At 75.4% G+C, this 20,553-nt stretch carries 19 protein-coding genes and 1 tRNA gene; 11 read left to right on the top strand and 9 right to left on the bottom strand.

What is annotated here, in order from left to right; translation table 11 throughout:
• Positions 1 to 124 precede the first annotated feature (124 nt).
• From tmk to K5O09_RS15115, 8 genes are all read left to right on the top strand, one after another.
• Positions 125 to 775 carry a dTMP kinase gene (tmk, locus tag K5O09_RS15150; protein WP_222172833.1) on the top strand — a complete coding sequence of 217 codons (651 nt, stop codon included), beginning with the start codon at positions 125 to 127 and terminating at the stop codon, positions 773 to 775.
• A complete protein-coding gene (locus K5O09_RS15145; protein ID WP_222170287.1) occupies positions 772 to 1,908 on the top strand; it encodes a DNA polymerase III subunit delta' in 1,137 nt (378 codons plus the stop codon). The genes tmk and K5O09_RS15145 overlap by 4 nt, the downstream gene beginning before the upstream one ends.
• 91 nt (positions 1,909 to 1,999) lie before the next feature.
• Positions 2,000 to 3,565 (top strand): alpha/beta hydrolase, encoded by a 1,566-nt coding sequence (locus K5O09_RS15140; protein WP_222170286.1) that lies wholly within the window; start codon positions 2,000 to 2,002, stop codon positions 3,563 to 3,565.
• 78 nt (positions 3,566 to 3,643) lie between these two features.
• A tRNA-Thr gene (locus tag K5O09_RS15135) sits at positions 3,644 to 3,716 on the top strand.
• Positions 3,717 to 3,990: 274 nt separating this feature from the next.
• Entirely contained in the window at positions 3,991 to 4,350 is a 360-nt protein-coding gene (locus K5O09_RS15130) for a LapA family protein (protein WP_222170285.1), read from the top strand.
• Positions 4,347 to 4,781 (top strand): hypothetical protein, encoded by a 435-nt coding sequence (locus K5O09_RS15125; protein WP_222170284.1) that lies wholly within the window; start codon positions 4,347 to 4,349, stop codon positions 4,779 to 4,781. The genes K5O09_RS15130 and K5O09_RS15125 overlap by 4 nt, the downstream gene beginning before the upstream one ends.
• Before the next feature lie 277 nt (positions 4,782 to 5,058).
• Positions 5,059 to 5,502 carry a DoxX family membrane protein gene (locus tag K5O09_RS15120; RefSeq protein WP_222170283.1) on the top strand — a complete coding sequence of 148 codons (444 nt, stop codon included), beginning with the start codon at positions 5,059 to 5,061 and terminating at the stop codon, positions 5,500 to 5,502.
• 92 nt (positions 5,503 to 5,594) lie between these two features.
• Positions 5,595 to 6,440, top strand: coding sequence for a sulfurtransferase (locus K5O09_RS15115; RefSeq protein ID WP_222170282.1), 846 nt, complete (start codon positions 5,595 to 5,597; stop codon positions 6,438 to 6,440).
• A gap of 39 nt (positions 6,441 to 6,479) precedes the next feature.
• On the opposite strand, the gene K5O09_RS15110 is transcribed toward K5O09_RS15115, so the two are convergent.
• The 5 genes from K5O09_RS15110 to tkt form a co-directional block, all read right to left on the bottom strand.
• Positions 6,480 to 7,613, bottom strand: coding sequence for a hypothetical protein (locus K5O09_RS15110; protein ID WP_222170281.1), 1,134 nt, complete (start codon positions 7,611 to 7,613; stop codon positions 6,480 to 6,482).
• Between the two features lie 107 nt (positions 7,614 to 7,720).
• Positions 7,721 to 7,942 (bottom strand): DUF5701 family protein, encoded by a 222-nt coding sequence (locus K5O09_RS15105; RefSeq protein WP_222172832.1) that lies wholly within the window; start codon positions 7,940 to 7,942, stop codon positions 7,721 to 7,723.
• On the bottom strand, positions 7,939 to 9,066 hold the full coding sequence (gene ligD, locus K5O09_RS15100) for a non-homologous end-joining DNA ligase (protein WP_222170280.1): 1,128 nt from the start codon (positions 9,064 to 9,066) through the stop codon (positions 7,939 to 7,941). The genes K5O09_RS15105 and ligD overlap by 4 nt, the downstream gene beginning before the upstream one ends.
• A gap of 87 nt (positions 9,067 to 9,153) precedes the next feature.
• Positions 9,154 to 9,594, bottom strand: coding sequence for a class Ib ribonucleoside-diphosphate reductase assembly flavoprotein NrdI (gene nrdI, locus K5O09_RS15095; RefSeq protein ID WP_222170279.1), 441 nt, complete (start codon positions 9,592 to 9,594; stop codon positions 9,154 to 9,156).
• A 339-nt stretch (positions 9,595 to 9,933) separates the two neighbouring features.
• Entirely contained in the window at positions 9,934 to 12,099 is a 2,166-nt protein-coding gene (gene tkt, locus K5O09_RS15090; RefSeq protein WP_222170278.1) for a transketolase, read from the bottom strand.
• A gap of 212 nt (positions 12,100 to 12,311) precedes the next feature.
• Between tkt and K5O09_RS15085 the strand changes: the two genes are divergently transcribed.
• The gene (locus tag K5O09_RS15085; RefSeq protein WP_255595688.1) at positions 12,312 to 14,987 is read left to right on the top strand and encodes a phosphoenolpyruvate carboxylase; all 2,676 of its coding nucleotides are present in this window, start codon (positions 12,312 to 12,314) and stop codon (positions 14,985 to 14,987) included.
• A gap of 77 nt (positions 14,988 to 15,064) precedes the next feature.
• On the opposite strand, the gene K5O09_RS15080 is transcribed toward K5O09_RS15085, so the two are convergent.
• The 3 genes from K5O09_RS15080 to K5O09_RS15070 form a co-directional block, all read right to left on the bottom strand.
• The gene (locus K5O09_RS15080; RefSeq protein WP_222170277.1) at positions 15,065 to 16,273 is read right to left on the bottom strand and encodes a cobalamin-independent methionine synthase II family protein; all 1,209 of its coding nucleotides are present in this window, start codon (positions 16,271 to 16,273) and stop codon (positions 15,065 to 15,067) included.
• Positions 16,274 to 16,396: 123 nt separating this feature from the next.
• Positions 16,397 to 18,085 carry a long-chain-fatty-acid--CoA ligase gene (locus K5O09_RS15075; RefSeq protein WP_222170276.1) on the bottom strand — a complete coding sequence of 563 codons (1,689 nt, stop codon included), beginning with the start codon at positions 18,083 to 18,085 and terminating at the stop codon, positions 16,397 to 16,399.
• Positions 18,086 to 18,152: 67 nt separating this feature from the next.
• The gene (locus tag K5O09_RS15070; protein WP_222170275.1) at positions 18,153 to 18,830 is read right to left on the bottom strand and encodes an alpha/beta fold hydrolase; all 678 of its coding nucleotides are present in this window, start codon (positions 18,828 to 18,830) and stop codon (positions 18,153 to 18,155) included.
• 186 nt (positions 18,831 to 19,016) lie between these two features.
• On the opposite strand from K5O09_RS15070, the gene K5O09_RS15065 reads away from it, so the two are divergent.
• Together K5O09_RS15065 and K5O09_RS15060 are read left to right on the top strand one after the other, a co-directional pair.
• A complete protein-coding gene (locus K5O09_RS15065; protein ID WP_222170274.1) occupies positions 19,017 to 19,730 on the top strand; it encodes an HAD family phosphatase in 714 nt (237 codons plus the stop codon).
• A gap of 118 nt (positions 19,731 to 19,848) precedes the next feature.
• On the top strand, positions 19,849 to 20,241 hold the full coding sequence (locus K5O09_RS15060) for a PspC domain-containing protein (RefSeq protein WP_222170273.1): 393 nt from the start codon (positions 19,849 to 19,851) through the stop codon (positions 20,239 to 20,241).
• 24 nt (positions 20,242 to 20,265) lie between these two features.
• Here K5O09_RS15060 and K5O09_RS15055 read toward each other — a convergent pair whose 3' ends face one another.
• Positions 20,266 to 20,511, bottom strand: coding sequence for a hypothetical protein (locus K5O09_RS15055; protein WP_222170272.1), 246 nt, complete (start codon positions 20,509 to 20,511; stop codon positions 20,266 to 20,268).
• Between the last annotated feature and the right edge of the window lie 42 nt (positions 20,512 to 20,553).

Raw genomic sequence — 20,553 nt, 5'->3', positions numbered from 1 at the left:
GGGGGTGTGGGCGCGGGTGGATACCCTGACGCCCGTGACGCTGCCCGAGCCGCCCGCGGCCCCCGCTGCCCCGTCGTCGAGCCCCGGTCCCGGGCAGGCGCCCGCCGGGCCCGTCGACGGCGTCGTGCCCGGCGGGCTCTTCGTGTCGTTCGAGGGTGGCGACGGCGTCGGCAAGTCCACGCAGTCGCGGCTGCTCGGGGAGTGGCTCGAGGGCCTGGGGCTCACCGTCGTCCTCACCCGGGAGCCGGGCGGCACCGAGCTGGGGAGGGTGCTGCGCCGCGAGGTGCTGCACGGCGGGCACGTGGACCCGCGCACCGAGGCGCTGCTGTACGCCGCCGACCGCGCCCACCACGTCGCGTCGCTGGTCCGGCCCGCGCTCGAGGCCGGGCAGGTCGTGGTGACCGACCGCTACCTCGACTCGTCCGTGGCGTACCAGGGCACCGGGCGGGACCTCGGTGCCGACGAGGTGGAGCGGCTCTCGCTCTGGGCGACGGGCGGCCTGCTGCCCCGGCTGACCGTGCTGCTCGACCTCGACCCCGCGGCGGGCCTGCGGCGGCTGCACGCGCGGCCCGACCGGCCGGACCGGCTGGAGAGCGCCGGGGACGACTTCCACCGCCGCACCCGCGAGGCGTTCCTGGCGCGGGCGGCGGCCGACCCCGGCCGCTGGCTCGTGCTGGACGCGGACCGCCCGGTCGGGGCGATCGCCGCCGACGTCCGCGGCCGGGTCGCGGCGCTGCTCGGCGTGCCGGACGCGGCGGCTGAGGTGGCGCCGTGACGACCGTGTGGGACGACGTCGTCGGGCAGGAGCCGGCCGTCCGCGTGCTGCGGGAGGCCGCCGAGGACCCCACCCGCATGACGCACGCGTGGCTGCTCACCGGGCCGCCGGGGTCGGGGCGCTCCAACGCGGCGCGCGCCTTCGCGGCGGCGCTGCAGGACCCCTCGGGGGACCCGCGCAGCCCCGGGTGCGCGACGGTGCTGGCCGGGACGCACCCGGACGTCACGTTCGTCGCCACGGAGGGGGTCGTCATCCGCGCGGACACCGTGCGCCCCCTCGTCGAGCTCGCCCAGCGGGCCCCGTCGCAGGGCCGCTGGCGGGTGATCGTCGTCGAGGACGCCGACCGGCTCAACGAGACCTCCGGCAACGTGCTGCTCAAGGCCATCGAGGAGCCGCCGCCGCGCACGGTGTGGCTGCTGTGCGCCCCGAGCCCGCAGGACGTGCTGGTGACGCTGCGCTCCCGCAGCCGGTCCGTCGCGCTGCGCGTGCCCCCGGTGGAGGACGTCGCCGACCTGCTGGTCCGGCGTGACGGCATCGACCCCGCGACCGCGCTGGTCGCCGCCCGGGCCGCCCAGTCGCACGTCGGGGTGGCGCGGCGGCTCGCCCGCGACCCGGAGGCCCGGGCGCGGCGCTCGGCGGTGCTGCGCATCGCCCCGCGGGTCCGGGGCGTGGGGGACGCCGTGCTGGCCGCCGGGGAGCTGGTCGAGACCGCGCAGGCCGACGCGAAGGCCGCCACGGAGGAGCGCGACGCCCGCGAGCGCCAGGAGCTGCTGCGGTCCCTGGGTGCCGAGGGGCTCACCGCGATCCCCCCGGCGCTGCGCGGGCAGGTGCGGCAGCTCGAGGAGGAGCAGAAGCGCCGCGCGACGCGGGCGCAGCGCGACGTGCTGGACCGGGCGATGGTGGACCTGCTGTCGTTCTACCGCGACGTGCTGGTGATCCAGCTCGGCGCGGATGTGCACCTGGTCAACACGGAGCACGAGGACGCGGCGCGGTCCCTGGCCGCGTCCTCGACGCCGGAGCAGACGGTGCGGCGCATGGACGCCGTCTCCGAGGCGCGCACCCGGCTGGAGGGGAACGTGGCACCGCTGCTCGCGGTCGAGGCGATGATGATCGCCCTGCGCCCGCAGGCATGACGCCGGGCGGGGGCGCGGGCGCGGGAACCCGCGCGTGACCGGCCTGGGGACGACGCGCCTGCGGGTGCCGGGCGGCCGTTACGGTTGTCCGGTGACATCCGCCTCGCCGCTCCCCAGCCCCTCCGCGCCCGCTCGCCGGGCCGCCCGCCGCGGCGGACGCGTGGCCGCGCTCGCCGCCGTCGCCGCCCTGGTGCTCGCCGGGTGCGTCGGGCCCAAGGAGCAGACCGAGGTCACCGCGCAGCCGACGCCGACGGCCGCGGACGTGCGCGGGCTCGACGCGATCTACGACCAGGACCTCGACTGGCAGCCCTGCGGGGACCTGGAGTGCGCGACGCTCGTCGTGCCGCTCGACTACGGCGAGCCCGACGGCGACACCATCGAGGTCGCGGTGAACCGTCACCGGGCGACCGGCGACCGGATCGGCTCGCTGCTCATCAACCCCGGCGGCCCGGGCGCCTCCGGGCTCGACGCCCTGTCCGGCATCGCGCTGCCGCGGTTCGGGGAGGAGGTGGTCGCGCGCTACGACCTGGTGGGCTTCGACCCGCGCGGCGTCGGGTCCTCCACCCCGGTGACGTGCGTCGACGGCCCCGCCATGGACGCGCTCGTCTCCACCGACTTCGACCTCGCGACGGACGCGGGGGTCGCGCAGGCCGAGGCCGCGTACGGCGACTTCGGGGCGGCCTGCCTGCAGAACACCGGGCCCGTGCTCGGGCACGTCGACACCGTCAGCGCCGCGAAGGACATGGACGTGCTGCGCGCGGCCCTCGGCGACGAGACCCTCGCGTACGTCGGCTACTCGTACGGCACGCAGCTCGGCGCCACGTACGCGGCGCTGTTCCCCGAGCACGTCGGCCGCCTCGTCCTCGACGGCGCGCTCGACCCGACGCTGCCCGCCGAGGAGATCTCGAAGGGCCAGGCCGTCGGGTTCGAGAACGCCCTGCGCGCCTACGTCGCCGACTGCCAGGCCGGTGCCGACTGCCCGCTGACCGGCTCCGTCGACGACGGCCTCGCGCAGGTCCGGGCCCTGCTGGACCGCGCGCGGACGTCGCCGCTGCCCACCGGCACGGACCGGCCGCTGACCGGCACGCTGGCGTTCAGCGGGATCGCGCTGCCGCTGTACGACGAGGGCTCCTGGAGCTACCTCACGATGGGCCTCGACGCCGCGCTCACCGAGGGCGACGGGTCCGTGCTGCTGCAGCTCGCCGACCTGTACTACGACCGCAACCCCGACGGCACCTACGCGACGAACTCCACCGCCGCGTTCTGGTCCATCGGGTGCGCCGACGACCGCAGCACCACGGACGTGGCGCAGATGCGGGCGCAGGCCGCCGACATCGAGGCCGCGGCGCCCACCGTCGGCTCCTTCTTCGGCTACGGCGGCACCGTCTGCGCGCAGTGGCCCGTCCCCGAGGCCGGGGGGCTCGACGACTACTCGGCGGCGGGTGCCGCGCCGATCGTCGTCATCGGCACCACCAACGACCCCGCGACGCCGTACGCCTGGGCCGAGAGCCTCGCGCGGACGCTCGACTCCGCCACGCTCCTGACGTACGAGGGGGAGGGGCACACGGCGTACGGGCGCTCGAACTCCTGCATCGCCGACGCGGTCGACGCCTACCTGGTCGACGGCACCGTCCCCGCGGAGGGCACCCGCTGCTGACCCCCGGCGCCGCCGCTTTGGAGGACGCGCCGTGCGCCGGGTACAGTGTCGGTGCTCGTCCGCCGGAAGTGCGGGCGCGCCGCCTTAGCTCAGTCGGCAGAGCGTCTCACTCGTAATGAGAAGGTCAAGGGTTCGATTCCCTTAGGCGGCTCAGGTCCAGAACAGCCCGGGATCATCGCGATCCCGGGCTGTTCTGCTGTTCCCGGCGACGCGGCCTCCGGCGGGCCCGCGTGGGCCGACGGGCGGGACCACGTGATCGGCGTCGACGCCCCACCGCTCGACGGCGACGGTGTGGTCCGGCGCCTCCCTCCGGGGTGCCGGCCGGCCGGTCGGGGCCTGGCCCGGCGGGGCGTAGACTCGGGACCAGCCCGGTGTCGAGGACCTCCCAGCGAGGCGACGACCCGGATCCAGCATCGGAGGGCGTCATGCCCGTCCAGCCTGCTTCCCACTCCGCCCCCACCCGCGACCGTGAGCCCGTCGGCCCCGCGCAGCGCGCCCCCGGTGCCACGGCACCCACCCGGGCCTCCGGCACCCGCACCAGCGCCGCGTGGCTCGGGATCTGCCTCGGCGTCCTCGTGCTGGTCGCGCTCGTGGTGTTCATGCTGCAGAACACCGGGCCGGTCGAGGTCTCGTTCCTCGGCCTGAACGGCACCGCGCCGCTCGCGCTGACCCTGCTCATCGCGGGACTCGGGGTGGGGATCGTGGTCCTCGTCGTCGCCTCCTTGCGCATCGGCCAGCTCCGCCGTCGAGCAGCCGGCGGGCGCCCGACCGGAGCGCGGCGATGACCGCCCACGGCGAGCTCGCCACCGGCGAGGCGCTCCGCCTCAGCTCGATCCTCACCAGCGGGTTGCCCGCGCTGCTCGGCACGGGTCAGGCGCCGACGCGGTACACGGTCCCGGTCGTGTTCTCCCGCCAGGTGTCGGTGCCGGAGAAGACCGCCATCGAGGGACCGGAGACCGTGCGGCGGCTCGCCGGGCGCGGCTACCCGCAGGTGACGCTGCAGGTCTCGGACCGGCGCCTGCTCGTCGGCCACACCAGCCTCGAGGAGCTCGAGGAGGGCCTCGCGCACGAGCTCACGCTCCTGCTCGCCGACATCGGGCAGGCGGTCTCACGCGAGCGCGACGAGCGCGCCGCGGCCGCAGCCGTCCGCCAGTCCGCCGAGTCCGACCGCGCCGTCGACGTGCAACGGGCGGTCGACCGCATCGTCTTCGCGTGAGGCAGCAGCGTCGTCCGTCTGGGCCGTGGACGCGGTGACCGGGGAGCCCCGGTGGTCCACCCACGCCGGGCCGAGCGACGCCTGGCAGGTGCAGACCGACGGCCGGGTGCTACTACGCACCGAGCAGGCGCCGGCCCCGGCCCGCGGGCCCGCACCCGCGCAGGTCGCCCTCGCGCGGGTCGCTGACCCGTCCTACCGTCGATGGTGGTGCCCGTGGGGCACCGTCCCACCCACCCTCGCCGGGCACGCGCCCGGCGCTCCGCACCCTGGAGGCCGCATGGACGTGCGCGACCTGCCGCTGCGCCTCGGCGCCGGCGCCTACATCCTCAGCTCGGGAGTCGACAAGCTGTCGGCCGACGAGGAGACCGCCGCGGGGTACCACGGCATGGCCGCCGGGGCGTACCCGTTCCTGGCCGACGTCGATCCGGCGACGTTCACGAAGGCGCTCGCGGCCACGGAGATCGCGCTCGGCGCCGGTCTGCTGCTCCCGGCCGCCCCGCGGAAGCTGCTCGCCGCCGGGTTCACGGCGTTCTCGGCCGGCCTCGTCGGCATGTACTGGCGGACGCCGTCGCTGCGCCGGGGACCGAGCGACCCGCGGCCGAGCCCCGACGGCGTCGGCGTCGCGAAGGACGTGATCATGCTCGGCGCGTCGGCGTCCTACCTGCTGCACGCGCTGACCCGGCGGTCGGGGCACCGGAAGCAGCGGGCGCGCAGGGGCTGACGGCGCGGCCGGCATCCCCTGCCGGCGACGCGCTGTTCGCGCTGCGCTGACCCCCTTGCCGGGCTGCCCCTCGTCGCACGTACGGTGGCGCCATGCCCGACGTCATCGTGTCCGCCGCCGACCTCGCCCGTGAGCTCGACGGACCGCGCCCGCCCCGCCTGCTCGACGTCCGCTGGACGCTCGGCGGCCCGCCCGGGATCGGGGCGTACCGCGAGGGCCACCTCCCCGGCGCCTCGTACGTGGACCTGGACACCGAGCTCGCCGCCGCCCCGAGCGCCGCGGCCGGCCGGCACCCGCTGCCCGACGTCGCCGACCTGCAGTCAGCGGCCCGGCGGTGGGGTCTGCGGGCGGGTGAGCCCGTGGTCGTCTACGACGACTCCGGCGCGATGTCGGCGGCCCGGGCCTGGTGGCTGCTGCGCTGGGCCGGGGTGGAGGACGTGCGGATCCTCGACGGCGGACTGGCCGCCTGGACCGCCGCGGGCGGGGCCGTCGAGACCGGGGAGCGCGACGTGGAGCCCGGCGACGTCGAGCTCTCCCCGGGGCACCTGCCGACGCTCGACGCCGACGGCGCGGCGCAGTGGGCCGACGAGGGCGTGCTGCTGGACGCGCATGCCGCCGAGCGGTATCGGGGCGAGGTCGAGCCGGTCGACCAGCGCGCGGGTCACATCCCCGGGGCCGTCAGCGCGCCGACGGCGCAGAACCTCGGCGCCGACGGGCGGTTCCTGCCCGCGGACGACCTGACGGCCCGGTTCGCGGCGCTCGGGGTCCCCGAGGGCGACGTGGCGGTGTACTGCGGGTCCGGCGTGACGGCCGCGCACCAGGCGGCGGCGCTCGTGATGGCCGGGCGGACGCCCGTGCTGTACCCGGGGTCGTGGTCGCAGTGGTCCGCGGACCCGGAGCGCCCCGTCGCGACCGGCGAGGACGCCGCAGCCCGCTGACGTCCGCCGGCCACGGTCCCACGGGACGCGGGCCGGCGGTCACGGTCCCGATGCTGCTCCCAGGACCTCGCGCTCCGCGCGCCGCACCACGTACCGGTCGCTGAGCACCACGACCAGCGTGATGACGTACGCGAAGAACAGCACGTCCGCGGTCGACAGGATGCCGCGCCGCCCGCCGACCAGGGCCGTCAGCAGCACCAGGGCGGCGGCGTTCACGACCAACGAGACCACCGCCGTCGTCACGGGTCCCCGACCGGGGCCGCCCGTGCGGGCCACGAGGGCGGCGTTCGCGAGCACGACGAGCGCCACGACGAGGACCACCTGCGTCGGGCGCGGCTCCGGCCCCGGGTAGACCTCCACGAGGATCACGGTGAGCAGGGCGGTCAGCACGACCTTCTCGGCGAGCGGCCACCCGCGGTCCGTGCGGACGCGGGCGGGGCTCCCGGCGGGCACCCAGCCGATCGCCGCGCTCACGGCGTCCGCGTCGAACCGCCACGGCCAGTCCGGGCGCGGCAGCCGCGGCCACCCCCACCGCACGGCCAGGACGACCGCCACGGCCAGCAGCACCAGCACCGCCGCGACCCACGGCCGGTTCCGGAACCCCGCAGCCCAGCCGTCCGTCGGGTCGACGCCGAGGACCACCCGAGCGAACTCGTCCGTGGCGTCCAGCTGCGCGACGTGGATCCACCACTCCTGCGGCAGCTTGATGACGACCCAGACCACCGCCGCGGTCACCACCAGCGCCCGCCGGCTGATCCGCAGCGGGTTCCAGCGGGTCCGGACGGCCTCGACGGCGATCACGACGTACTCGAACGTGTTCGGGAACACCAGGAGCAGCCAGCGCGCCCCGGTGAGCTCGAACGCCAGCACGCCCACCAGCCGGTAGTACCAGAGAGCCGCGACCACGGCGACGGAGAACCGGTCGGGCCAGTTCCGCCGCACCGCCAGGTACGTGATCGCGAGGTAGTAGACGTCGAGGGCCTTGTCGAACGACTGGTACCAGTCGACCCCGACGTCCGTCAGCGCCGACAGGATGCCGCCGTCCACGCCGTCGACCACGAGCGACGCCAGCAGCGCCGGCAGCGGGAAGCGGGGGATGAGCAGCGGGACCGCGAGGCGCAGCGCCAGGACGACGGCGACCACGCTGCCGTCGGTGAACGAGTCGGCCGACATGCCCGCAACCTAGTGCCGCGGCCCACCCGGGCGGCAGTGGCGCCGCGCCGGGGCGTGGCAGCCGGGGGCGTGCGTCGGTGCGCGGGCGGTGCGACCGCGGCGGCCCGTCAGCCGGCGGACGCCCGCCCACCCGCGGACGCCGCCCCCAGCCACGTGTGCGGGGTGCGGTCCCAGCACCAACCCAGCTTCGGCGCGCGGGCGCTGATCCACACGGCGGGCACCCGCTGGTTCCGCGCGCGCGACTCCAGGAGCGAGAAGCAGGGGTGAGCGTCCGCCGGGGTCGGCGAGTTCCCGCATGCCGGCGGCGCCGGTGCGGTGCTCGGGGTCAGCCGTCCGCGTCGTCCGCGTGGTCGGCGGCGTCCCGGGGCCGGTCGCGGTCCCTGCTCGGCTGCACCCGCTTCGGCTCGCCCGGCATCTTCGGGTACTCCGGCGGGTACGGCAGGTCGCCCAGGTCGTGGTCCCGCTCGTCGCGCGCCGCCAGCTCGAGCAGCCCGTCGAGGGACCCGGCCGGGACGTCCTCGGTCCCGGGCGCCGGTGACGTCCGGGCGACGAGCGGCGCGAACAGGTCGCCGACAGCCGCGAACCGGGCCGGCACCGTCGTCACGTCGAAGTCGTCGGGGTGCACGTCCGGGACCTCCTCCCAGCGCAGCGGCGCCGACACCGTCGCCCGGCGGTTCGGCCGCACCGAGTACGCCGACGCGATCGTGCGGTCGCGGGCCATCTGGTTGTAGTCCACGAAGATCGCCTCGCCGCGCTCCTCCTTCCACCACCGCGTGGTGACCTGGCCGGGCAGCCGCCGCTCCAGCTCCCGGCCCAGCGCGATGACGGCGCGGCGGCACTGCGTGAACGACCAGCGGGGCTCGATCGGCACGAAGATGTGGATGCCCCGCCCCCCGGACGTCTTCGGGAAGCCGGTCAGGCCGTGCTCGGCCAGCACCTCCCGCACGTGCGGCGCGACCCGGGCGGCGTCGTCGAACGAGGTGCCGGGCTGGGGGTCGAGGTCGATGCGCAGCTGGTCGGGCGCCTCGACGTCGGCGCGCGTCACCGGCCACGGGTGGAACGTCAGCGTGCCGAGGTTCGCCGCCCACGCGACGACCGCGAGCTCCGTCGGCGTCACCTCGTCGGCCGTGCGCCCGGACGGGAACGTGATCGTCGTCGACTCGACGTAGTCCGGTGCGCCCTGCGGGACGCGCTTCTGGAAGAACGCGTCGCCCCTGCTGTCCGCCCGGGTCGACAGGCGTGCGCCCTCGAACCAGCCGCGGGGCCACCGCTCGAGTGTCGTCGGGCGGTCCCGCAGCGCGCCGAGGATCCCGTCGCCGACGGACAGGAAGTACCGCACGACGTCCAGCTTGGTCAGGCCGCGGTCGGGGAAGTACACCTTGTCCGGGTTCGAGACCCGCACGGTGCGCCCGCGGACGTCGATCTCCTCGGCCGGCACCTTCGAGGGGCTCATCCGCTCACGGTAGGGCGCACCCCCGACACGCGCACCCGTGCGCGCCCTGCGCGTGCGTGCCGGCACGCCCCCGCGGGTGCGGCGAGGTCAGGCGGCGGGGGTGCCGCCGTCGCGCGCGAGGGCCTCGTCCAGCTCCGCGAGGATGCGCCGGCACTCCTCGACGTCCCAGGGGGTGCCCGCGATCTCGAACTCGAACAGCACGGGCCGGCCCGACCGCGCCGCGATCTGGCGCGCGGCCATCTGGTAGTGCCGGCCGAAGTTCCGGTTGCCGGAGCCCATGACGCCGACCATCCGCCGGCGGTTGACGGGCGAGCGCAGGAACCGGCGCACCGCCTCGGGGATCGTGTCGTTCCGGTCGTTGCCCGTCTTGTACGAGGGCGTCAGCAGCACCCACGGGCCGTCGGCCTCGCTCAGCCGGTGCTCGCGCTCGGACAGGTCGAACACGGGCCGCCCGAGCCGCTCCGCGAACGACCGCACCAGCCCGGACTTGCTGGAGTAGAAGTAGACGGGGGTCTGCCGCGCGCTCACCCTCCCGACCCTCCCGCGCCCACCCCGCCCCGCCCGGGGGACCAAGGTCCCGCCGCCCACCGCGCCGTGCGCCGCCCCGCCGGCGCACCCGTGCCCCCCGCGCCCCCGTCTCTCCCCGTTCGGAGACTCCGAACGTGCTCGGAGGGGTGCGCGCGGGATCGGAGGTGTCCGGCGAGGTCTCCGATCCCGCGCGGGACTCTCCGGTACCGGTGGGAGCCTCCGAACGGAGAGAGGGGGACGGGGGCGGGGCGGGCCGGCGAACGTGGGACCCCGGGTGGACGCGCGACGGCCGGGCACCCGCAGGGGGTGCCCGGCCGTCGTGGTGTCAGCGCGTGCGGGTCAGAGCTGGTCGCCCGTGCCGCTCTCCGACGGGGCGCCCGCGTCCGACGCCGGGGCCGAGTCGCCGCGGGCCGCCGCGATCGACTCGTGCGCGGCGGCGACCACGGCGTCCGCCGTGATGCCGAACTCCTCGTAGAGCGTCTCGTACGCCGCGGAGGCGCCGTAGTGCTCCAGCGAGACGGCGCGGCCGGCGTCGCCGAGGATCTTCCACCAGGACAGCGCGATGCCGGCCTCGACGGACACCCGGGCCCGGACGGACGACGGCAGGACCGACTCGCGGTACGCCTCGTCCTGCTCCGCGAACCACTCGAGCGACGGGGCCGACACGACGCGCGTCGGGACGCCGGCGGCCTCGAGGGTCTCGCGGGCCGCGACGGCCAGCTGCACCTCGGAGCCGGTCCCGATGAGGATGACCTCCGGCGTACCGGTGGACGCCTCGAGCAGCGTGTACGCACCGCGGGCCACGCCCTCGGCGGACGCGAAGCCGTCCTCGCCGCGGGGGAACGTCGGGACGTTCTGGCGGGTGAGGATGAGCGCGGCCGGACCGTCGGTGCGCTCGAGGATCGCCTTCCACGCCTGCGCCGTCTCGTTGGCGTCGGCGGGCCGGACGACCGCGAGGCCCGGGATGGCCCGGACGGCGGTGAGGTGCTCGACCGGCTGGTGGGTCGGGCCGTCCTCGCCGAGGCCGATCGAGTCGTGCGTCCACACGTAGATCGCCGGCACGCCCATGAGCGACGCCAGGCGCACCGCCCCGCGCATGTAGTCGGAGAACGTGAAGAACGTCCCGCCGTACGCGCGCGTCAGGCCGTGCAGGGCGATGCCCGACAGGATCGCGCCCATGCCGTGCTCGCGGATGCCGAAGTGCAGCGTGCGGCCGTACTCGTTGCCGGCGAACTCGTGCGTGGACCGCTCGGCGGGGATGAAGGACGGCTCACCCTTCATGGTGGTGTTGTTCGAGCCGGCGAGGTCGGCGGAGCCGCCCCAGAGCTCGGGCAGCACCGGCGCGAGGGCGGACAGCACCTCGCCGGAGGCGGCGCGGGTGGCGACGGCCTTGCCGGCGGGGAACGTCGGCAGCGCGTCGGCCCATCCGGCGGGCAGCTTCCCGGCACGCAGGCGCTCGAGCAGCTCGGCGCGCTCCGGGTTCGCCGCGCGCCAGGCGTCGAAGCCCTTCGTCCACTCGGCCTTGGCGGCGGCGCCGCGCTCCAGGGCCTTGCGGGTGTGCGCGATGACCTCGGGCGCCACGTCGAAGGACTTCTCGGGGTCGAAGCCGAGGACCTCCTTGAGGCCGCGGACCTCGTCGGTGCCCAGCTTGGAGCCGTGCGAGCCGTGGGTGTTCTGCTTGGTCGGCGACGGCCAGGCGATGATCGTCCGCAGGCCGATGAACGACGGGCGGTCGGTGACGGCCTTGGCGGCCTCGATCGCGGCGTGCAGCGCGTCCACGTTCTCCGTGTACTCGCCGCCCTCGGTCCAGTCGACCATCTGCACGTGCCAGCCGTAGGCCTCGTACCGCTTGAGGACGTCCTCGGTGAACGCGATCTCGGTGTCGCCCTCGATCGAGATGTGGTTGTCGTCCCAGATCGCGATGAGGTTGCCGAGCTTCTGCGTGCCGGCGATCGACGACGCCTCGGAGGACACGCCCTCCTGCAGGTCGCCGTCGGAGCAGATCGTGTAGACGAAGTGGTCGAACGGGCTGGTGCCGGGCGCCGCCTCGGGGTCGAGCAGGCCGCGCTCGCGGCGGGCGGCCATCGCGAAGCCGACGGCGGACGAGATGCCCTGGCCGAGCGGCCCGGTGGTGATCTCGACGCCCTTCGTGTGCTTGTACTCGGGGTGCCCGGGGGTCTTGGAGCCCCAGGTCCGCAGCGCCTCGATGTCCTCGAGCTCCAGGCCGAACCCGGCGAGGTAGAGCTGGATGTACTGCGTCAGCGACGAGTGGCCCGCCGACAGGACGAACCGGTCCCGGCCCAGCCACTGGGGGTCCGCGGGGTCGTGCCGCATGACGTTCTGGTAGAGCAGGTAGGCCGCCGGGGCCAGGCTGATCGCCGTCCCGGGGTGGCCGTTGCCGACCTTCTCGACCGCGTCCGCCGCGAGCACGCGCACCGTGTCCACAGCCTTGTGGTCCAGCTCGGTCCAGCCGACCGTCTGGGCGAGGGGAGCCTTCGCGTTCACCGCACCTCTTTTCCGCCCGGACCGGCGGCCCGGGGCATCGGGGGTTCAGGCCCGCCGACCGCAGGGCAGCGGCCGGTCGCGGGCACTGGTCCGAGCCTAGACTCCCGGGCGCATCCCGCAGGACACGGGCGCGGGACGTCCGTCCACCGGGACAGGTGGTCGCCTGGCGGACAGCCGTCTCGGGCGTCGGACGGTTGACCTACTCTTGACCCGTGACCGACCCCCAGCCCTCGCTCGAGGCCCGCCGTGGCCTCGCGCGCCACGAGGTCCCCGACCCGCTGCGCAACGACGTCCGGATGCTCGGCGAGTTCCTCGGCCGCGTCATCCGGGAGTCCGGCGGCGACGACCTGTTCGACGACGTGGAGCGCGTGCGCTCCCTGACCATCCGCGCCCACGACGAGCAGGACCTGTCCGCGCTCGCCGAGGCCGAGGAGCTCGTCGCGTCGTTCAGCATCGAACGCGCCCAGCAGGTGGCCCGCGCGTTCACCTGCTACTTCCACCTGGCGAACCTGGCCGAGGAGCACCACCGCGTCCGCGTGCTGCGCGACCGCGAGGCCGAGCTGCCCGCCGGCGAGCTCATGCAGGACGACTCCCTGCCGGCCGCCATCGACGCCCTGGCCCAGGAGGTCGGGCGCGACGAGGCGCTGCGCCGGCTCCAGGAGCTCGAGTTCCGCCCGGTGCTGACGGCCCACCCGACGGAGGCCCGCCGGCGTTCGGTGTCCCGGGCGATCCGCCGCATCTCCGACCTGCTGGCCGAGCGGGACGCCCTCGCCGCGGGCGGCACGTCGCGCGCCGAGAACGACCGCCGCGTCCTCGAGGAGATCGACACGCTCTGGCGCACGTCGCCGCTGCGGACCCAGAAGCCGACGGTGCTCGACGAGGTCCGCACGGTCATGAACATCTTCGACACCACGCTGTTCGAGACGTTCCCGACCGTCTACCGCCGGCTCGACGACTGGCTGAGCGGCCCCGGGGCCGGCCGCCAGGAGCCCGCCGTGCGCCCGTTCGTGCGACTCGGGTCGTGGATCGGCGGGGACCGGGACGGCAACCCCAACGTCACCGCCGAGGTGACGCGGGCCGCCGCCGCGCTCGCGAACGAGCACGTGCTCGGGGCGCTCGAGGAGTCCGCACGCCGGATCTCCGCCAAGCTCACGCTCGACGCGACCGGCACGCCGGCCTCCCCGGAGCTCACCGCGCTCTGGCACCGGCAGCGCGACCTGTCCGAGACGGCTGCCGCCAAGGCCGCGAACGAGGTCCGCGACCAGCCGCACCGCCGCGCGCTGCGCATGATCGCCGAGCGTGTCGCCGCGACCCGCCGCCGCGACGCCGACCTGTCGTACGCCGGCCCGGAGGAGCTGCTCGCGGACCTCGACGTGGTGCAGCAGTCGCTGCTCGCGGCCGGTGCCGAGCGCGCGGCGTACGGGGACCTGCAGCGCCTCGTGTGGCAGGTGCAGACCTTCGGGTTCCACCTGGCGGAGCTCGAGGTGCGGCAGCACTCGCAGGTGCACGCGGCGGCGCTCGCGGACATCGCCGAGAACGGCCTGGACGGGGAGCTGCAGCCCCGCACGGTCGAGGTGCTCGACACCTACCGCGCCATCGGCGCGGTGCAGCGGCGCTACGGCGTCGCGGCGGCCCGCCGGTACATCGTGTCGTTCACGCAGGCGCCCGAGCACCTGGCCGCCGTGTACCAGCTGGCCGAGCTGGTGTTCCCGGACCCGGACACCCGGCCGGTCATCGACGCGATCCCGCTGTTCGAGACGTTCGCGGACCTCGAGGCCAGCGTGGACATCCTCGAGGAGATGCTCACCCTCCCGGCCGTGCAGGCGCGGCTCGAGCAGAACGGCCGGCACGTCGAGGTGATGCTCGGCTACTCCGACTCCTCCAAGGACGTCGGGCCCGTGGCCGCGACCCTCGCGCTCGACGTGGCGCAGAGCCGGATCGCGCAGTGGGGCCAGCGCAACGGGCTGCGGCTCACGCTGTTCCACGGCCGCGGCGGCGCCCTCGGGCGTGGTGGCGGCCCCGCGAACCGCGCCGTGCTCGCGCAGCCGCCGGGCTCCGTGGACGGCCGGTTCAAGCTCACCGAGCAGGGCGAGGTCATCTTCGCGCGCTACGGCAACCCGGTGATCGGCGCGCGGCACATCGAGCAGGTCGCCGCGGCGACCCTCCTGGCGGGGGCCCCGTCGACCGAGCAGCGCAACGCCGCCGCGACGGGTCGGTTCGCCGACCTGGCGGCCGCGCTCGACTCGTCGTCCCGCACGCGGTTCTACGAGCTGGTCCGTGCCCCGGGCTTCCCGCAGTGGTTCGCCCAGGTGACGCCGCTCGAGGAGATCGGCCTGCTGCCCATCGGCTCCCGCCCCGCGCGGCGCGGGCTGTCGGTGGAGTCGCTGGACGACCTCCGGGCGATCCCGTGGGTGTTCTCCTGGTCGCAGGCCCGCACGAACCTCGCCGGCTGGTTCGGCCTCGGCACCGCGCTGGACTCCGTCGGAGACCTCGCCGAGCTGCAGGCGGCCTACGCCGAGTGGCCCCTGTTCAGCACGATGATCGACAACGTCGAGATGTCGCTGGCCAAGACCGACGAGCGGCTCGCCGAGCGCTACCTGGCCCTCGGTGACCGGGACGACCTGGCGGGACTCGTGCTCGAGGAGATGGCGCTGACGCGGCACTGGGTGCTCGCCATCACCGGGTCGGACAGCATCCTGGCCCGCCGACGCATCCTCGGGCGGGCCGTGCAGCTGCGCAGCCCCTACGTCGACGCGCTGTCGCTGCTGCAGATCCGGGCCCTGCGGGCGCTGCGGACCGGCGAGTCGGAGGACCACGTCGAGGACAACAAGCGGCTGCTGCTGCTCACCGTGAACGGCGTGGCCGCCGGCCTCCAGAACACCGGCTGACCGGCGCACCGCCCAGCGGCACGCGAACGGCCCGGCACCCCGCGGAGGGTGCCGGGCCGTTCGCGTGCCGGGTGGTGTCAGGCCCAGAGGCGGGCGGACGCCAGGCGGGCCCCCTCGACCAGGGCCTCGAGCTTCGCCCAGGCGATCTGGTGGTGGATGCGCCCGCCGAGGCCGCAGTCGGTGGCCGCGACGACGTTCTCCCGCCCGACGAGCCGCGCGAACCGCTCGATGCGGTCGGCGACCAGCTCGGGGTGCTCGACGACGTTGGTCGCGTGCGAGACGACGCCCGGCAGGATGAGCTTGCCCTCGGGCAGCGCGACGTCCTCCCACACGCGCCACTCGTGCTCGTGCCGGACGTTGCCCGCCTCGAACGAGTACGCGCCCGCGTCGACCTTCAGCATCGTGGACACGATGTCGGCCATCGGCAGGTCCGTGGTGTGCGGCCCGTGCCAGGAGCCCCAGCACAGGTGGTAGCGGATGCGGTCCTGCGGCAGGCCGCGCAGGGCGTGGTTGAGGGCCTCGACGTTGCGCTCGGTGAAGCGCACGTAGTCCTCGACCGTCGGCTCGGGGGTGATCTGGTCCCAGTTCTCCGCCATGGACGGGTCGTCGATCTGCAGCACCAGCCCGGCGTCGATGATGGCGACGTACTCCTCGCGCAGCGCGTCGGCGAGCGCCCAGACGTACTCCTCGTCGGTGGCGTAGTAGCTGTTGGCCATGCGGGCGGCCGACCCCGGCGCGATCGAGGTCACGAAGCCCTCCTGGGCGCCGGTGGCGTCGAGCGCGGTGCGCAGGTTCGCGACGTCCTGCGCCACCGCGGCCCGGCCGGTGTACGACAGGGGGGCGACGGCCGTCGGGAACGGCTTCGGCGAGCCGCCGTGGAACACGCCGCTGGTCGGGTCGGCGTAGGCCTCCTCGAACCGGGCGCGGTCGCGGCGGCGGGCGAACCCGGTGACCCGGACGTCGCCCGGGCCGGACTGCACGTCGGCGAACAGCCACTCCGCGCCGCTGCGCAGCTCCAGCCCGCCCAGGCGCTGGAACGAGTACGACCACCAGGCGCCGTAGTCGATCGGGCTGCTCATCGACTTGCCGAACTCGCCGTCGCCCGGCACGTCGATGCCGAGCGCGACCTGGCGCCGCACGAGGTCGGTCACCGCCGCGGAGAGCAGCTCCTCGTAGCCGGCCGGGTCCTCGCCGGCCTCACGCGCCGCGTTCGCCGCGATCAGCTCGGGCGTGCGGGGCAGGCTCCCGGCGTGGCTGGTCAGGATGCGGTCGGTGCTGCGGATCATCGGGTCTCCCGGCTGGGCAGGTGGGTCGCGGCCATCGTGGCACAGCGCCCCGCACCGCCCGGGCCGCGGTCCACCCCCCGGTCACCGCGTCGCGGGCGTGCGCCCCGGGACCGGCGGCCCGCGCTACAGGCGCGGCAGCACGAGCTCGCGCACCTGCTTGCGCAGCACCTTGCCGAGCATCGAGCGCGGGGTGTCCTCGATCGCCACGACCCGCGCCGGGACCTTGTACGCCGCGAGCTGCTCCCGGCAGTACGCCCGCAGGGCCGCCTCGTCGAGCGTCGCGCCCGGCTCGAGCTCCACGGCCGCCACGACCATCTCCCCGCCGCGCTCCAGGGGCTTGCCGATCACCGCTGCGTCCGCGACCGTCGGGTGGCCGCGCAGCACCGCCTCGACCTCGGACGGGGAGACGTTGAAGCCCCCCGTGATGATGAGCTCCTTGGCCCGGTCGACGATCGTGGTGAAGCCGTCCGCGTCGACCGTGACGATGTCGCCGGTCCGCAGCCAGCCACCCGGCAGGAGCGTCGCCGCGGTCTCGTCGGGGTTGTTCCAGTAGCCCGCGAACACCTGCGGCCCGTGCAGCAGCAGCTCGCCGGGCTCGCCCTGCGGCACGTCGACGTCGGGGTGCTCGGGGTCGACGACCCGCATCCGCGTCGACGGGAACGGGATGCCGATGGTGCCCGCACGGCGCGACGGGTGGAACGGGTTGCCGAGTGCGACGGGGGAGGACTCCGTCATGCCGTAGCCCTCGACGAGCAGGCCGCCGGACATCGACTCCCAGAGCTCCACGGTGGCGTCGGGCAGGTTCATGGCCCCGGAGATGCAGAACCGGCACGACGCGAGCGAGACGCCGCGCTCCTTGGCGGCCATGGCGGTGCGCTCGTAGATCGGCGGGACGGCGCAGTACACGGTCGCCGGTGACGTCTTCATCGCGTCCAGCACCAGGCCGGTGTCGAACTTCGGGAACAGCACGATCAGCGCCTGCTTGCGGATGCCGTAGGTGAGGTACAGCGTCATGCCGAACGCGTGGAACATCGGCAGGATCGCGTAGAACACCTCCTTGCGGTACTCGGCGCCGTGCATCCACGCCTCGCCCTGCAGCGCGTTGGCGTACAGGTTGAGGTGGGTGAGCATCGCCCCCTTGGGGCGGCCGGTGGTGCCGGACGTGTACTGGATGGCGGCGAGGTCCGCGACATCCGGGCGCGGGTGGTCCGCGGCGAGCCGCCCGTGACCCAGCAGGTCCTCCCAGGGGATCGTGCCCGGGGCGGGTGCCGTCAGGGAGCGCCGGGTGGCGCGCAGGCTCGGGACGGGCAGGGACAGCGCCGCCCGCTTCACCGCCGGGAACGCCCGCAGCAGGTTGACCGACACGATGTGGTCCAGCTCGACGTCCGGCGGGAACGCGCGCAGCTGCTCGACGGCCTTGTCCCACGCGATGACGACCCGGGCCTGGTGGTCCTCGAACTGGTGGCGCAGCTCCCGCGACGTGTAGAGCGGGTTGTGCTCGACGACGACGGCACCGAGCCGCAGCACGGCGTAGAACGCGACGACGTGCTGCGGGCAGTTGGGGAGCAGCAGCGCGACCCGGTCCCGGGCGCGGACCCCGAGCCGGCGCAGGCCCTCCGCGGCGCGCTCGACCTGCTCGCCGAGCTCGGCGTAGGTGGTGCGGCGCCCGAAGAACTCCAGCGCGGGGTGGTCGCGGCCCTCGGCGACGGAGCGCTCGAGCATCGCGACGAGGGACTCCGTCGGCAGCTCGATGTCGGCGGGCACGCCGGGCTGGTAGTGCGCGACCCAGGGACGGTCGTCGGTCGAGGTCATGCCGCCATTGTGGCCGCCCGGCGGGGTGCCCGGGGGCGGAACGCGCGACGCCCGCGGCGCGCGCCTGTCAGCCCAGGCGGGGCGCCGGCAGCGGCATGCGCTGCGCGAGGTCCCGCAGCACGTGCAGCAGGATCCGGTTGAAGGCGACGGGAGCGTGGCTGTTGACGTCGTGGCCCGCGCCCGGCACCACCCACTGCCGTGCGCCCGGGTGCGCGCCGAGGTAGCGGCGCGCACCGAACCGCAGCGGGTCGCGCGCACCGTTGACGAGCCAGACGGGCAGCACCAGGCGGCGCAGGTCCCGCAGCGGGGAGTAGCCCTGCAGGGCGGCGAGCATGTCCGTGACGACGTGCCAGGTGCCGCCGCCGAGGCCCAGCGCGGGGACCAGCCGGCGGGAGGCGCGGCGGTAGGCCCGCAGCGGCTTGCCCTTGAGGTCGGTGGAGCAGCCCGCGAGGACGACACCGGCGAGGCGGTCCTCGTGCTCCCCGGCGTACGCCAGCGCCATGTACCCGCCGAGCGACAGGCCCACGAGCAGCGGCGGGGAGTCGCAGGAGCGCACCGCCTCGTCGATCGCCGCGAGCCCGCCCTCGAACGTGAACCGCTCGGAGGACCGGCTGCCGTGCCCCGGCAGGTCGATGGCGACGGTGGCGTGGCCGCCGTGCGTCAGCGCCCGGACCTGGTCCTCCCAGATGGCGGAGGACGTCCGGGTACCGTGCACGAGGACGATCGGGTGCGGTGAGCTGGACATGCGCCCTTTCCGAGCGGGTGCGCGCGGCGAGGCCGGCGGGGGAGAGCCGCGGCACGGCGCCGCGGGGCTCACCCACGGTAGCTGCCGAACCTGGGCGCCGCCTGGGACGGTCCCGCCTTCACCCGGGTGACTGCTCCCCGGCCGGCCGACGGTGCCGAGGTGCCCGGACGTGTCAGGCTCGGGGGCATGACGACGCCGACCGGACCCGCCAGCCCGCCCGCCTCCGACGGCCGGCGGGACGTCCTCGCCGAGGTCTTCGACGCCGTGCTGCTCGACATGGACGGGACGCTGATCTCCTCCACGCGGTCCGTGGAGCGCTGCTGGCTGCGCCTCGCGCAGGAGTTCGGGATGCCGACCGACGACCTCAGCCCGTTCGGGTTCCACGGGGTGCCGGCGCGCGACATCGTCGACCTGCTGCTGCCGGACGCCCCGGCGGAGGTCCGGGCCGCCGCGCTCGACCGCGTGGTGGAGCTGGAGGTCGCGGACACCGAGGGCATCGAGGAGCTGCCGGGGGCCGCCGACGTCCTGGGGCTGCTCGGGGCCGCGGGCAGGACCGCGCTCGTGACGTCGTGCGGGCGTCGGCTCGCGGCCGCACGGGTCGGCGCCGTCGGCCTCGCCGTGCCCTCCGCGGTCGTCACGGCCGACGACGTCGCGCGCGGCAAGCCCGACCCGGAGCCGTACCTGGCGGGCGCCGCGCTGCTGGGCGCGGACCCCCGGCGGTGCCTCGTCGTCGAGGACGCCGCGTCCGGCGTGCGGTCCGGCCGCGCCGCGGGGGCCGCCACGCTCGGCCTGCGCACCACGGAGCCCGAGGGTCCCGCGGGTGCCGACCTCGTGGTGGCCGACCTCGCGGCGGTGCGGTTCACCGTCGAGGAGGACGGCGTCCGGGTGCACCTGCGCTGATCGTCAGGGTGCAGTTCAGGGTCGGGCCAGGGTCCGTCCCGGATGTGCCGCCCGCTCCCGCCCGGCACCGTAGGAGGTGTCGCGACGGCGACACCCGAGACGACAGGAGTGAGTGACGATGACCGGCATCTACGAGGCGATGTGGCGCAACGGCCTGGTGCGCCCGCTCGACGGCCGCGTGCTCGGCGGCGTGTGCAGCGGGCTCGCGCGGCGGTTCGGCATGGACGCGTGGCCCATGCGGTGGCTGTTCGTGATCGTGCTGATCGTGCTGCCCGGCAGCCCGCTGCTGATCTACCCGCTGCTGTGGATCTTCATGCCGGGTGAGGACTGGGTGGCCCGGACGCACGGCCCGTCGGCGTACGACGCGTCGTTCCCCGGCGCGCGACCCGCGCAGCAGCCGCCGTACCCGCCGTACCAGGCGCCGTCCTCCGCGGCGCAGCCGGACGCCGGGCAGCCGTACCCGCCCGCGCAGGGCCAGGGCCCGCAGGACCCGGCCGCCGGCCCCCGCTGACCGGCCGGCCCGACGTCGAGGAGCTCAGCCGAGCTCCTCGACGTCGACCTCCCAGGCGAGGTCGTCCAGGATCTCGGCGGCGTGCGTGCGCGCCACCCGGACGGCGGTCTCGAGGTCGGGCGCCTCGCCCCGCAGGTCGAACGTGACGCGGCCGCCGGTGAACGCCGGCGGCGCGTCGTCGCGCAGCGCACCGAGGGCGTCGGCCATGCCGGCGCGGGTCTCGTCGTCCGGCACGTCGGGGACGGTCAGGTGGGCGACGTAGTCGGGCATGACCACATCGTGCCGGACGCCACCGACAGCCGACCGCACCGG

Source organism: Cellulomonas sp. C5510 (genome assembly GCF_019797765.1).
GTDB lineage: Bacteria > Actinomycetota > Actinomycetes > Actinomycetales > Cellulomonadaceae > Cellulomonas.
Note: the sequence above shows the minus strand (reverse complement) of the source record. Positions and strands in the feature narration are given on the sequence as shown.

Excerpts from the sequence above, each read along its gene's own strand:
- K5O09_RS15130 (WP_222170285.1), top strand. The coding sequence starts at position 3,991 with ATGCCCGTCCAGCCTGCTTCCCACTCCGCCCCCACCCGCGACCGTGAG.
- K5O09_RS15125 (WP_222170284.1), top strand. The coding sequence starts at position 4,347 with ATGACCGCCCACGGCGAGCTCGCCACCGGCGAGGCGCTCCGCCTCAGC.
- K5O09_RS15120 (WP_222170283.1), top strand. The coding sequence starts at position 5,059 with ATGGACGTGCGCGACCTGCCGCTGCGCCTCGGCGCCGGCGCCTACATC.
- K5O09_RS15115 (WP_222170282.1), top strand. The coding sequence starts at position 5,595 with ATGCCCGACGTCATCGTGTCCGCCGCCGACCTCGCCCGTGAGCTCGAC.
- K5O09_RS15110 (WP_222170281.1), bottom strand. The coding sequence starts at position 7,613 with ATGTCGGCCGACTCGTTCACCGACGGCAGCGTGGTCGCCGTCGTCCTG.
- ligD (WP_222170280.1), bottom strand. The coding sequence starts at position 9,066 with ATGAGCCCCTCGAAGGTGCCGGCCGAGGAGATCGACGTCCGCGGGCGC.
- K5O09_RS15080 (WP_222170277.1), bottom strand. The coding sequence starts at position 16,273 with ATGATCCGCAGCACCGACCGCATCCTGACCAGCCACGCCGGGAGCCTG.
- K5O09_RS15075 (WP_222170276.1), bottom strand. The coding sequence starts at position 18,085 with ATGACCTCGACCGACGACCGTCCCTGGGTCGCGCACTACCAGCCCGGC.
- K5O09_RS15070 (WP_222170275.1), bottom strand. The coding sequence starts at position 18,830 with ATGTCCAGCTCACCGCACCCGATCGTCCTCGTGCACGGTACCCGGACG.
- K5O09_RS15065 (WP_222170274.1), top strand. The coding sequence starts at position 19,017 with ATGACGACGCCGACCGGACCCGCCAGCCCGCCCGCCTCCGACGGCCGG.
- K5O09_RS15060 (WP_222170273.1), top strand. The coding sequence starts at position 19,849 with ATGACCGGCATCTACGAGGCGATGTGGCGCAACGGCCTGGTGCGCCCG.
- K5O09_RS15055 (WP_222170272.1), bottom strand. The coding sequence starts at position 20,511 with ATGCCCGACTACGTCGCCCACCTGACCGTCCCCGACGTGCCGGACGAC.